General features: G+C 65.9%; 13 protein-coding genes and 1 tRNA gene. 7 read left to right on the forward strand and 7 right to left on the reverse strand.

All coding sequences use genetic code 11. The features are described 5' to 3' along the window. Positions 1-58: 58 nt before the first annotated feature. The 3 genes from U0025_RS06125 to U0025_RS06135 are packed head-to-tail and all read left to right on the forward strand — an operon-like array spanning position 59 to position 3,005. Complete coding sequence (locus U0025_RS06125; protein WP_004212026.1) at positions 59-2,077, forward strand: pilus assembly protein TadG-related protein; 2,019 nt, start codon at positions 59-61, stop codon at positions 2,075-2,077. Then, a complete protein-coding gene (locus U0025_RS06130) occupies positions 2,074-2,589 on the forward strand; it encodes a TadE/TadG family type IV pilus assembly protein (RefSeq protein WP_004212027.1) in 516 nt (171 codons plus the stop codon). Before U0025_RS06125 ends, U0025_RS06130 begins: the two co-directional genes overlap by 4 nt. Next, positions 2,586-3,005 carry a TadE/TadG family type IV pilus assembly protein gene (locus U0025_RS06135; protein ID WP_004212028.1) on the forward strand — a complete coding sequence of 140 codons (420 nt, stop codon included), beginning with the start codon at positions 2,586-2,588 and terminating at the stop codon, positions 3,003-3,005. The genes U0025_RS06130 and U0025_RS06135 overlap by 4 nt, the downstream gene beginning before the upstream one ends. A 27-nt stretch (positions 3,006-3,032) precedes the next feature. Here the strand turns inward: U0025_RS06135 and U0025_RS06140 are convergent, their stop codons facing one another. The 6 genes from U0025_RS06140 to U0025_RS06165 all read right to left on the reverse strand — a co-directional run bounded on the left by U0025_RS06140 (position 3,033) and on the right by U0025_RS06165 (position 9,127). Continuing rightward, complete coding sequence (locus U0025_RS06140; protein WP_004212029.1) at positions 3,033-3,554, reverse strand: hypothetical protein; 522 nt, start codon at positions 3,552-3,554, stop codon at positions 3,033-3,035. Positions 3,555-3,610: 56 nt separating this feature from the next. Beyond that, a complete protein-coding gene (gene eda / locus U0025_RS06145) occupies positions 3,611-4,228 on the reverse strand; it encodes a bifunctional 4-hydroxy-2-oxoglutarate aldolase/2-dehydro-3-deoxy-phosphogluconate aldolase (RefSeq protein ID WP_004212030.1) in 618 nt (205 codons plus the stop codon). Beyond that, a complete protein-coding gene (gene glk / locus U0025_RS06150) occupies positions 4,225-5,205 on the reverse strand; it encodes a glucokinase (RefSeq protein WP_004212031.1) in 981 nt (326 codons plus the stop codon). Before glk ends, eda begins: the two co-directional genes overlap by 4 nt. A gap of 62 nt (positions 5,206-5,267) precedes the next feature. Continuing rightward, positions 5,268-7,100 (reverse strand): phosphogluconate dehydratase, encoded by a 1,833-nt coding sequence (gene edd / locus U0025_RS06155; protein ID WP_004212032.1) that lies wholly within the window; start codon positions 7,098-7,100, stop codon positions 5,268-5,270. Beyond that, positions 7,093-8,568, reverse strand: a complete 1,476-nt coding sequence (zwf, locus tag U0025_RS06160; RefSeq protein ID WP_004212033.1) for a glucose-6-phosphate dehydrogenase — start codon at positions 8,566-8,568, stop codon at positions 7,093-7,095. The genes edd and zwf overlap by 8 nt, the downstream gene beginning before the upstream one ends. A 148-nt stretch (positions 8,569-8,716) precedes the next feature. Further along, positions 8,717-9,127 carry a MerC domain-containing protein gene (locus U0025_RS06165; RefSeq protein ID WP_004212034.1) on the reverse strand — a complete coding sequence of 137 codons (411 nt, stop codon included), beginning with the start codon at positions 9,125-9,127 and terminating at the stop codon, positions 8,717-8,719. Positions 9,128-9,319: 192 nt separating this feature from the next. On the opposite strand from U0025_RS06165, the gene U0025_RS06170 reads away from it, so the two are divergent. Then, positions 9,320-10,771, forward strand: a complete 1,452-nt coding sequence (locus U0025_RS06170) for a S41 family peptidase (RefSeq protein WP_037491353.1) — start codon at positions 9,320-9,322, stop codon at positions 10,769-10,771. A 35-nt stretch (positions 10,772-10,806) separates the two neighbouring features. On the opposite strand, the gene U0025_RS06175 is transcribed toward U0025_RS06170, so the two are convergent. Beyond that, the gene (locus U0025_RS06175; protein WP_004212037.1) at positions 10,807-11,145 is read right to left on the reverse strand and encodes a hypothetical protein; all 339 of its coding nucleotides are present in this window, start codon (positions 11,143-11,145) and stop codon (positions 10,807-10,809) included. A gap of 116 nt (positions 11,146-11,261) precedes the next feature. On the opposite strand from U0025_RS06175, the gene U0025_RS06180 reads away from it, so the two are divergent. The 3 genes from U0025_RS06180 (at position 11,262) to U0025_RS06190 (ending at position 12,116) form a co-directional block, all read left to right on the forward strand. After that, the gene (locus U0025_RS06180) at positions 11,262-11,570 is read left to right on the forward strand and encodes an autorepressor SdpR family transcription factor (RefSeq protein WP_004212039.1); all 309 of its coding nucleotides are present in this window, start codon (positions 11,262-11,264) and stop codon (positions 11,568-11,570) included. After that, a complete protein-coding gene (locus U0025_RS06185; protein ID WP_004212040.1) occupies positions 11,555-11,932 on the forward strand; it encodes a hypothetical protein in 378 nt (125 codons plus the stop codon). The genes U0025_RS06180 and U0025_RS06185 overlap by 16 nt, the downstream gene beginning before the upstream one ends. Before the next feature lie 99 nt (positions 11,933-12,031). Then, a tRNA-Leu gene (locus U0025_RS06190) sits at positions 12,032-12,116 on the forward strand. The last annotated feature ends 22 nt before the right edge of the window (positions 12,117-12,138 follow it).

Consider the following 12,138-nt stretch of genomic DNA (forward strand, 5'->3'; position numbering starts at 1 on the left):
GCAATTAATCAAGTTTTTGCGCGGAATGGCAGTCCCGACATTTCATTCGGGATTGTCCATGAAATTCCGCAATTTATTTCTGAGCCATGACGGTAGTGTCAGTGTCGTCGCTGCCCTGTCGCTGATCGGCGTCATCGGCATGGCGGGGCTCGCTGTCGATCTCAACCGCGGCTATGAGCGGCGGATCGCGACGCAGCGCGTTGCCGACATGGCGGCGCTGGCCGCAGCCGTCGCCTACAAGGCGGACGGATCGCAGGCGATATTGCGGCCCACCGCAGTCGACCTGGTCACCGCCCATGGCATCACCGATGCGACGATCGACGTGGCGCTGCTGGCCGACACGCCCGAAGCCGGCGCCAAGGCGGTGCGCGTGGAACTGACGACGCCGCTGTCGCTCAGCCTCAGCCGCATATTGGGCGCTGCGGCGACCATGCCCGTAAAGGTCAGCGCGATGGCGCGCTTGGCCGGCAGCGCGTCGGCCACGCCCTGCATCCTCGGCCTCGCCTCGTCTGGCAATGCGGTCGAGACGCAGGGCGGCGCGACGATCAACGCGACCGACTGTTCGGTGGTCGGCGCCGGATCGGTCAACAATGGCGGATCGGGCATCACGGCCAAGGAAATCGTCTCGGGGGCGGCCGACATCATCAACAATTACGGCACATTGTCGGCCGATCTGCTCCGCTATGCGGGCAGCTTTTCCAATCCCAGCTGGAACGGCAATGTCCCGGCGGCGGACAAGCGGATCAACCAGTCGACCGCGATCAGCGACCCGCTCGCCAATTCGATGGACCTCGCCACCGCGCGGCAATTGCTCGGCACCTTCCGCACGCCACGGACCATCGCCAATCCGGTGACGCCGGCCTGCGCCGACATATGGACTTTCGGCAATTCGCCCTCGGCCGGTGCGGCCCCCTTCCGTCAGGGCAACAGCGCCAAATTCACCGTTCCCGCCGGCAATTACTGCCTGTCGCGGATCACGATCGACGGTGGCATCACCGTCACCTTCCAGTCCGGCTCCACCGTCACCGTCGCCAATGGCGTGTCGGTTGGCGGCGGTTCGACTGTCAATTTCGGTGACAATGTCTGGCGGATCAATGGCGGCTTCAACAGTGGATCGAGCGGCGTCACCTTCGGCAATGGCGAAGTGTCGATCGGCGCCGGCACGGTCAGCTTTGCGGGCACCAACCGGATCGGCACCGGCCCTGTCTCGATCGCCGCCAACATCACGCTGTCGGGCGGCACGTCCCTGGCGGTGGGCGCGGGCAGTCACGGCTTCAAGGGGATCAGCGTCGGCGGCGGCAGCTGGATGACGCTGGGCGATGGCGATCTGGACGTTACCGGCCAGATCAGGATCGATGGGGATTCCACCCTGATCGCGGGCACCGGCAACTACACTCTGGCCAATGCCGGCGGCGACGCGATCACGCTGAGCGGCAGCGGCCGTTTCTTCATGGGCGACGGGCTGTTCAGCGCCAATGGCAATATCGTGACCGCCGGCGGCAGCCGCCTGGTCTTCGGCAAGACCGCCAATCACCTGATCAACGGCAATCTGTCGATCGCCGGATCGGTGCTGTTCGGCGCCGGGCGCTACACGGTGAGCGGCGGCCTGACCAACGGCACCGGCGGCACCACCTGGCCCTATACCTCGCCGATCACCAACCAGAGCTGGGGCCAGACGCTGGAGGGCGTGTCGGTATCCGGCTATGACATGGCCGGCGTCAATGTCAGCTTCATCCTGGGCGGCACCATCAACCTGGCCGGTGGCGCCAAGACCAAGCTGATCGCTCCGACCAGCACCGTCGAAGGCGCCGGCATCGCCGACATATTGGTCGACAGCCTGACATCGCAGGCGACCAACTGGGGCGCAGGGTCGCAGAATGTCTTTTCCGGCGTCGTCCATCTGCCCAATTCGGCCGTGACCATGTCGGGCGGCAACAACAGCCTGTCAGCGGGCCAATGCTTCACCCTGATCGCCTATCGCGTGACGGCAAGCGGCGGCGCCAATGCCGGCACCGCCTGCAAGTCGATCAGCGATCTGGTCGGCGGCAGCGGCGGCGATGTGGAGCTGGTGGCATGATCGGCGGCTGGCGAACGCTGCGCCGCTCGGAACGGGGCGTCGCCACCGTCGAGTTCGCGCTGTGGCTGACCCTGTTCTTCACGATCAGCCTGGTCGCGATCGACATCGCCCAGTTCACCATCCAGCGCGGGCGGCTGGCCGAAGCGGTCAGCGGTGCATCGCTGTCGGCCTTCAAGACACGCGATGCGGTGCAGTTCCAGTCCATTCCCGCCTATGTTCAGGCGATGGCGGCGGCGCCGGGGCAAAGCCCGATCGAGGTCACCGTCGGCTGCAATGGCGGGACGGGCAATTGCACGAACAGTTCCCGCGTCTGCGCCTGTCTCAGCCAGACGGGCAGCTTCATTCCGACCAACAGTTGCGGCCAGAGCTGTGGCAGCGGCGCAAGCGCGAACAGCCGGTCGGGCTATTATCTCGACATCGTCGCGAGCTACAAGTTCAACCCGCAATTCGTCCCGGCCTCGCTCGCGGAAAAGGCGGTCATCACCCAGAAGACGACGGTGCGCCTGCAATGACCCGATCGCTGAACCCTATCCGATCGAACCAGATGGGCGCGGTCGCGATCGAATTTGCGCTGCTGGCGCCGGTCTTCTTCGCCTGCCTGTTCGGCGTGATCGAACTGGGGCGGCTGGCCTGGACCAAGCAGGCGCTGCGCGAGGCCGCCTACAGCACGGCACGTTGCCATATGGTCAATGACAGCGCATGCGGCACCACGCAGCAGCAGATCAGCTATGCCGTGGCGCGGGCCAAGGCGAATGGGATCGTCATTGCCGCGGCGAATGTCAGCATACAGGATAATGTGGCGTGTCGCGGTGCCGGTCAGGCCAGCATGGTCGAGATCAACAAGCCATTCAGCTCGCCGATCAGCCAGCTCGTGCCGCTGCCGACGACGGTGTCGGCGAAATCCTGCCTGCCGGGTCTGGCGGGCTGACAGATGGGCTAATGCCCGCCGCTCCGGTCAGGGCTGGGGCAGGCGGTTCTTCAGCGCGTCGATGCGGTCATTCTGGCTGTCGACCATCGACAGGACGCTGGCGCGTGCCGCGTCGATATCCGCGACGCCGCCCTTTTCCGATCCATCGGCGACCGCGTTGGAGCGTTCGATGAACAGGGTGTCGAGGCTGGCGAGGGCGGAGACGCTGTCGTTGCGGGCGGATTCGGCGGCGCTGATCGCGACCTGCGCCGCGACCCAGGCGTCGCTCGATACCGATGCCCGACCGGCGCTGTTTACGGCGCGGTCGGCGCTGGCATAGGCCTTGTCGAAATTGGCGCCGCCGCTCTGCGCCTGGCTGGTGAGCTGGCTGATCTGGGCCTTGAGCTTGTCGTCGGCCGGCACGGGAAGCGGGGCGGCAGTCGCCTCGGCCATCGGCGCGCTTTCGACCGGGCGCTTGGCAAGCGAGGGATAGCCTTCATGCGCGCCAGCGCAGCCCGACAGGATCAGGGCGATGGTGGGAAGGAAGCGGCGCGTGATCATGATCTGCATCTAGGGCGGGACCGGAAGGCGTGCAATGGGGGTTTGTCCGGTCCCGCGCGATAGATTTAGCGCGGCAGGGCGGCGGCTTCGCGCGCCAGTGCCTCGATCACTGCGGGATCGATCGGCCCCTTGGGCACGACCCAGCTGCCGCCGACGCATTTGATGAAGGGCTGAGCCAGCCATTCGGGCGCGCTCTGGGCGGTGATGCCGCCGGTCGGGCAGAAGCGGGCGGTGTGCAGCGGCGCGGCCAGCGCCTTGAGCGCCGGAAGACCACCCGAGGTTTCCGCCGGGAAGAATTTGAAGTGGGACAGGCCCATGTCCATGCCGCGCATGATGTCACCGGCGGTAGCGGTGCCGGGCAGGAACGGGATGTTGGCGGCGATCGCGGCCTTGCCCAGCGGTTCGGTGAGGCCGGGGCTGACGATGAAGCGGGCGCCCGCTTCCATCGCGGCGTCGAGCTGGGCCGGGTTCAGCACCGTGCCGGCGCCGACGACCGCGCCCTCGACCTTGGCCATCTCGCGGATGACGTCGAGCGCGGCGGGGGTGCGCAGCGTGACTTCAAGCGCGGGCAGGCCGCCCTTCACCAGCGCCTGGGCAATGGGGAGCGCATCCTCGACCCGATCGACCACCAGCACCGGGATAACCGGGGCCAGTTCCATCACCTGTTCGACGGTCAAGCTCATGCATTCTTCTCCCTAAAGGCCGCGGCAGCGCCGAACAGGCCGATTTCTTCATGGATCGCGCAGCGGATCGGCACGGTCGCCATCAGGCTCTCGAACCGGCCCTTGGCCTTGAAGCGGGCGTGGAAGCCGCTCTGTTCGAGAAAATCCTTCATCCGCTGGGTGAGGCCGCCGGCCAGTACCACCGCATGGGGGCCATGCGCCAGTGCCAGATCACCCGCGACCGAGCCATAGCAGAGGCAGAAGCGGTCAAGCGCGCGGCGGGCGAACTCGTCGCTGCCGTCGAGCGCGGCCTGCCACAATTCGGGGTCTTCCATCAGCATGACCCGGTCATGGCCGATGGTGGCGAGCGCCTTGTAGATATAGTTGAGGCCCGGACCCGACACGATCCGCTCGGTCGAGACGCGCAGGAACTTGTCGCGCAGATAGTCGAGGATCTTCACCTCGATCTGGTCGAGCGGGGCGAAGTCGAGATGGCCGCCTTCGGTCGCAATGACATGGGGATGGCCATCGTCATAGGCGATCATCGCGACGCCAAGGCCGGTGCCGGGACCGACCACGGTGACGCCGCCGTCGCGCGGGAAGGGACGATCCTCACCGAACAGCAGGGGCAGATTTTCGTCGGGCAGGCGCGAGACGGCATGGGCCACCGCCTCGAAATCATTGACCAGGCGCACGGTGCGCAGGCCCAGATCTTCGGCCAGCGTGTCGGCGCGGATCACCCAGTTGCTGTTGGTCAGCTTGATGACCTCGCGGCCGATGGCGGTGGCGAAGGCGATAGAGGCGGCATCGGGCAACGGGGTGTCGCTATCCTTGCTTTCGTCTTCGACGAACGCGCCCCAGCAGGCCTGGAGGCTGGGATAGTCGGCGACCTTGTATTTGCGGACGGTGCCCAGTGTCGGCACGCCCTTGTCATCCAGCGAGGCGCGGGTGAAGCGCGCATTGGTGCCGCCAATGTCAGCGGCGATGATGTCGGTCATTTGTCTCTCTCTCCGGACATTCGCGCCAGCGCATCCGAGTGCGCCGGCACGAATGGCTGTGCTTATATCGCGAGTTCGGCGTCCATCGCGGCGAGGATCGGGGAAGCGCCCTGTTCGGCAAGGTCGCTATTGTGGCGGAACAGCGCGAACAGTTCGCGGCCGGTGTCATAGGGCGGCGGCGGGGCGGCGGGAATGTCGCGCGCGTCCCAGGTGGCGGCATCGACCAGCGCCTCGACCTGGCCGCTTTCCGCGCAGACGCGGACGATGTCGCCATCGCGCAGCTTGCCGATCGGGCCACCACCCAGCGCCTCGGGCGACAGATGGATGGCGGCGGGGACCTTGCCCGATGCGCCCGACATGCGGCCGTCGGTCAGCAGCGCGACCTTGAAACCGCGATCCTGCAGCACGCCCAGCGCCGGGGTCAGCTTGTGCAGTTCGGGCATGCCGTTGGCACGCGGGCCCTGGAAGCGGACGACAACGACGACGTCGCGTTCCAGTTCGCCCGCCTTGAAGGCGCGCAGCACATCGTCCTGATCGTGGAAGATCGCGGCCGGCGCCTCGATCGTCCAGCGTTCCTTGTCGACCGCGCTGACCTTCATCACGCAGCGGCCAAGATTGCCCTGGAGCAGCTTCATGCCGCCATCGGCCTGGAACGGGTTGGAGGCCGGGCGCAGCATCGCCTCGTCGCGGCTGGCGGGGACATCCTGCCAGACCAGCGCATCATCCTGCAGCACCGGTTCCTTGCCATAATCGGTCAGATCCTGGCGCGCGACGGTCATGATGTCGCGATGGAGCAGGCCGGCGTCGAGCAGTTCGCGGATGATGACGGCCATGCCGCCCGCCGCGTGGAAATGGTTCACGTCGCCCGAGCCATTGGGATAGACGCGCGCCAGCAGCGGCACCACGTCCGACAGTTCGGCAAAGTCGGTCCAGTCGATATGGATGCCGGCCGCGCGCGCGATGGCGGGCAGATGGATCGCATGGTTGGTCGAACCGCCGGTGGCCATCAGGCCGATGATGGCGTTGACGATCGCCTTTTCATCGATGCAGTGGCCGAGCGGGCGATAGTCGTTGCCGTCCCAGCCGATGTCGGCGATGCGATGGGTGGCCGCGCGGGTCAGTTCGCTGCGCAGCTTGGTGCCCGGATTGACGAAGGCGGCGCCGGGCATGTGCAGGCCCATGACTTCCATCATCATCTGGTTGCTATTGGCGGTGCCATAGAAGGTGCAGGTGCCCGCACCATGATAGGAGGCGCTTTCGCTTTCCAGCAGTTCGTCGCGACCGACCTTCCCCTCGGCATAGAGCTGGCGGATGCGGACCTTTTCCTTGTTGGCGAGGCCCGAGGGCATCGGCCCGGCGGGGATCAGGATGGTCGGCAGATGGCCGAAACGCAGCGCGCCGATCAGCAGGCCCGGCACGATCTTGTCGCAGATGCCGAGCATCAGATTGCCTTCGAACATCGCATGGCTGAGCGACACGGCGGTCGACAGGGCGATGGTGTCGCGGCTGAACAGCGAGAGGTCCATGCCGGCCTGGCCCTGGGTCACGCCGTCGCACATGGCGGGCACGCCGCCCGCTACCTGCGCCGTAGCGCCGATCTCGCGCGCGGCGATCTTGATCTGCTCGGGGTAGCGGCCATAGGGCTGATGGGCCGAGAGCATGTCATTATAGGCGGTGATGATGCCGATGTTCATCGCCCGGCCGGTGCGGATGACAGCCTTGTCCTCGCCACTCGCGGCAAAGCCATGGGCGAGGTTGCCGCAGGACAGCTGGGCACGGTTGGTGCCCGCGTCACGACCCCGCTCGATCAGGTCGAGATATTTGAGGCGCGTCGCCGCACTGCGCTCGGTGATGCGTTCTGTGACCTTGGCGATCACGGGGTGAAGATCAGTCATGCCAGCTGGCTCCGTCGCGTTCGATTAGGGCAATGGCCGAGGACGGCCCCCAGTTCCCGGAGGAATAGGTCGACACCTTCATGTGCGCCTCCTTCCATCCGTCGATGATGGAATCGATCCAGGCCCATTGGGCTTCCACCTCGTCGCGGCGGACGAACAGGGTCTGGTCGCCGGCGAGCAGGTCCAGGATCAGTCGTTCATAGGCGATGCGGCGACGCTGGCCGGCAAAGGCGGCGGTCAGTGACACGTCGAGCGTCACTTCCTCCAGCTGCACCTGCCGCTCCAGTCCCGGCCGCTTCGACATGATGGTCAGGCGGATATATTCTTCCGGTTGCAGGCGGATCACCAGCGTGTTCGGTTCCAGCCCCGAGCCCCCACCCGAATGCTGCCCGTCACGGCCGAAGATCGAATGGCGCACCGGCTTGAACTGGATCATGATTTCCGACTGGCGCGCGGGCAGCCGCTTGCCGGTGCGCAGGTAGAAGGGGACGCCCTGCCAGCGCCAATTGTCGATATGCGCCTTCAGCGCGACGAAGGTTTCGGTGTCGGACGGCTGGCCCAGTTCGTCGGCATAGCCGGTGACGATCTGGCCGCCGACGGCGCCGGGCGTATATTGGCCGCGCACGCTGTGGGTCTTGACCGTTTCCGCCGTCATCGGACGCAGCGAGCGCAGCGCCTTGACCTTCTCGTCGCGCACGGCCGTGGGGTCCATGCGGGCGGGCGGCTCCATCGTCAGGATGGAAAGGATCTGCAGGATATGGTTCTGCACCATGTCGCGCAGCGCGCCGACGCCGTCATAATAGGAGACGCGGCCTTCGAGGCCCACGGTTTCGGCGACGGTGATCTGGACATGGTCGATCGCGGTGGCGTTCCACAGCGGTTCGAACATGACATTGCCGAAGCGGAGCGCCAGCAGGTTCTGGACGGTTTCCTTGCCCAGATAATGGTCGACGCGGAAAATCTGTTCTTCAGCGAACAGGTGGCCGATGCTGTCGTTCACCACCTTGGAGGAGGCGAGATCCTTGCCGATCGGCTTTTCCATCGCGATCCGCGTCCTGGGCGTCAGCAGGCCGGCGTCGGCCAGCCCCTGGGCGGTCGGGCCGAACAGCGAGGGCGGGGTGGAGAGATAGACGGAAATGCCGCGTTCCAGGCGCCCATCGACGCGCTCGGCCAGTTCGGCGAAATGCGCGCCATTGCTGGAATCGACCGGCTGATAGAGGATCATCGCGCGGAAACGCGCAGCGATGTCGGCATCATAGCGGTCGGCCGGCAGGAACTGCTTGAGCGCCGCGCAGACTTCCTCGCGAAAGGCCTCGTCATCCATTTCGGTGCGGGCCGATGCGATGATCAGGAAGTCGTCGGGCAGCAGCCCGTCCGACAGAAGATTGTAGAGCGATGGGAAAATCATGCGCCGGGCAAGATCGCCGGTGGCACCGAACAACAGGAACGTGGCAGACGGTTCGGTCAAAGGACAGTCCTTCTCCGTTAGTTATCTATATCTGCACGATGCGGCTCTTATACCGGCCATGCTTCGTTACGCAAGCAGGCTATAGGCAGGAAAATGATGCTGCAACTGCGAACGACTCGCGGGAAGGCGGGGCGGTCTATGGCGTCGGTCAGCAGGCGGTGCGCAGGCCCCGGCGCCAGTTGAGGATGTGCGCCCCGGCCAGCAGGGCGCTGCCGCCGACGGTCCAGATCGCTTCGCTCAACGGGGTGCGGGCCAGCAGCGCGCCCACCGCCATCAGCAACAGGCCAGCCAGGCCGATGCCGAGCGGCAGCGCGGCGCGGTGGCGGCGCCAGCCCTGCAGCAGCGCGAACAGGCTGGTCGGCACGGCGATGGCGAGCATCAGCAGGTGGAAGGATTCGCCCGCATCGATCCGGGCGGCGATGGTCGGCAGCAAGGCGAAGAGCAGCGGCAGGCCAAGGCAATGGACGGTGCAGAGCGCGGAGGCGCAGATGGCGAAGCCGTCCAGCCAGGAGCGGGGGCGGCCGGCCGGATCGCGTTCCGGCGCTTCGCAATGGGGCATGATTTTTCCTAAATGATATAATGTTACATTTTCTCCGGCCATATCGATATGGGGGCATGGGAAGTCAAGGGCAGGGGGCTGAAGGCGTTGCCGGGGCGGTTGGTTGACGGCGCGGAAAGCTCTTTTGTTTCAATGCTGTCTTGCCGTGCTGCGGTGCGCGGCTTATCCCGTCTGCGGTCTTTGGGGGGGATAATGATGAAGCATGGGGTTGCGCGCCTGGCGTTGCTGGCGGGTGGGCTGGCGATGTTGGCGGCTTGTGGTGGTGGCGGGTCGGACAGTGCGGGCACTGCGCCGCCGACGGTGACGCCCACGCCCACGCCGACCGCCACCTGTTCGCTGCGGGAGCGGCAGGATTGGGCGGCGGCGACGCTCAAGGAATGGTATCTTTTCCCCGAAACCCTGCCGTCCGCGCTCAGCCCGGCCGGCTATGCCAGCGTCGACAGCTATATCGACGCGCTGACACAGGGTGCGCGGTCGCAGCGGCGGGATCGCTATTTCACCTATCTCACCTCCATCAAGGCGGAGAATGCCTATTATCAGTCGGGGTCGAGCGCCGGCTTCGGCCTGCGCTTCGCGACCGACAGCGGGGGTACCCGCCTGTTCGTCATCGAATCGTTCGAGAACGGCCCGGCGCTGGCCGCCGGCATCGATCGCGGCGCGGAGATATTGGAGATCGGCACCAGCATCACCAACATGCGCAGCGTGTCGTCGCTATTCGCGTCGGGCGGCGCCGATGCCGTGGCCGATGCGATGGGGCCTGATAGCGCCGGCACGACCCGGCTGCTGCGCATCGCCGACGCGAACAGCACCCGCACGGTATCGGTGACCAAGCGCGACTTCGACCTGATGCCGGTATCGAACCGCTATGGCGCGCGGGTGATCGACGATGGCGGCCGCCGTGTCGGCTATGTCAATCTGCGCACCTTCATCCTGTCGGCCGAACAGCCGCTGCGCGATGCCTTTGCCGGTTTCAAGGCGCAGGGCGTGACCGACATCATCCTCGACCTGCGCTATAATGGTGGCGGCCTGGTGTCGACGGCCAAGCTGCTGGGCGATCTGATGGGCGCGAACCGGGCGCCGACCGACGTCTTCACCCGCATGACCTTCCGCCCGGAAAAGAGCGCGGAGAACGAGACCTATAATTTCGAGCCGCTGGCGCAATCGGTGGCGCCCACGCGCATCGCCTTCATCGGCAGCGGCGGGACGGCATCGGCAAGCGAACTGGTCATCAACGCCTTCATCCCCTTTCTGGGGCCGCAGGCCGGGCTGATCGGCGCCAACACCTATGGCAAGCCGGTCGGGCAGATCGCGATCGATCGCGAAGCCTGTGACGACCGGTTGCGGGTGGTGGCCTTCGCCACCCAGAATGGCGCGGGCAATGCCGATTATTATGACGGGCTGGCGAGCAGCGTGAAGGCCAGTTGCCAGGCCTGGGACGATATCAGCTATCCGCTGGGCGACCCACGCGAAGCGTCGGTCCGACAGGCGCTGGACTTCATCGCCGGGCGCAGCTGCACGCCGATCGGCGGTGCGGTGGCGACGCTCAGTCGCAAGGCGGTGACGTCGCCGGTGTCCGCCCCGCGCGAATTGCTGGCGCCACAGCGGCCCAATCCGGCCCAGCGCGAGGTGCCGGGGCTGTTCTGACCGACTGGCCGATCAGGCGGCAGCGCTGACTTCGATCAGCGCTGCTTCTTGGTGATGGTCGCGGTGAAATCGGGATCCTTGTTCGCCACCCAGTCGACGAACTTGCGGATCGGCGGATGGGCGAGCAGCGCGTCGACATCCAGGCCGTGGCGCTGCAGTTCGCTATTGGTGAAATTGGCGATCAGCGTCTGCTGGCAGATGCCGTGCATCGGCACGACATCGCGGCCACCCCGGCTCTTGGGAACGGGATGGTGCCACACGATGGTCGTGCCCGTTGGACGCCCGCACAGCCAGCAGGGCGGCGGGGGCGGCGCTTCCGCTTCCTCGCGATGCACATCTTCATAGGGGCCATGTTTGGAATATTTGCGGGCCATGTCTCTGCCTGGATTGAAGGAAACTTTGGTCGCTCCCTATCGCAGCCGGCGCGGCAGCGCCACGGCGATCATCATGGCCGCTTGACTCATTTCGATGTTTAGCTAATTATCTCATCATGAGCCAGGTCTTCCGCGCCTTGTCCGATCCGACCCGTCGCCGGGTGCTGCAATTGCTGCGCCAGGGGCCGATGAGCGCGGGTGAACTGAGCGACCAGTTCGATGTCTCCAAACCGACCATGTCGGCGCATTTCGCGGTGCTGAAGGAGGCCGACCTGGTCCATGCCGAAAAGGCCGGCAAGTCGGTCATCTATCATCTCAAGCTGTCGGTGCTGGAAGAGGCGCTGCTGGGCTTTGCCCAGTCGTTCGGCATCGGCGTGGAGGCGCCGGATCAGCATCGGGAGAAGGCAGGATGGACAGGGAATTGAAGGCGGGCCTGCTTTGGGGCGGCGGTATCCTGCTGCTGGCGCTGGCCGCCAGTCAGGGGCGCAAGCTCGACTGGCTGGACAGCGACATGGTCACGCGGCTGGTGATCGGCGCCAACGGGTTGATGATCGCCTGGTATGGCAATCGCATGCCCAAGGCTTTCCTGCCTGACGCCTGCGCGCGGCAGGTGGCACGGGTCGGCGGCTGGTCGATGGCGCTCAGCGGCATCGTCTATGCCGGCTTCTGGGCGTTCGCGCCGATAGCGGTGGCGGTCGTCGGCGGCTGCATCGCGGTGGCGGTGGGGATGGCCGTGACGATCGGCTACGGCCTCACTCTGCGCGCCCGGCTGCGCGCCCGCCGCTAGGCCCTTGTTTCGCCTGCCTGGCGGCTTTGTTGCGGGAGTGATTTTGGGGGCTTTGCAGCCGGTTCATGACCTGCTAGGTGCCCCCTTCCACGATCAGATGCGGGCGTGGTGAAACTGGTAGACGCGCCGGACTCAAAATCCGGTTCCGCAAGGAGTGTCGGTTCGATTCCGACCGCCCGCACCACTATTTGATTGGCCTCAGACGC

Source organism: Sphingobium yanoikuyae, from assembly GCF_034424525.1.
Taxonomy (GTDB): domain Bacteria; phylum Pseudomonadota; class Alphaproteobacteria; order Sphingomonadales; family Sphingomonadaceae; genus Sphingobium; species Sphingobium yanoikuyae.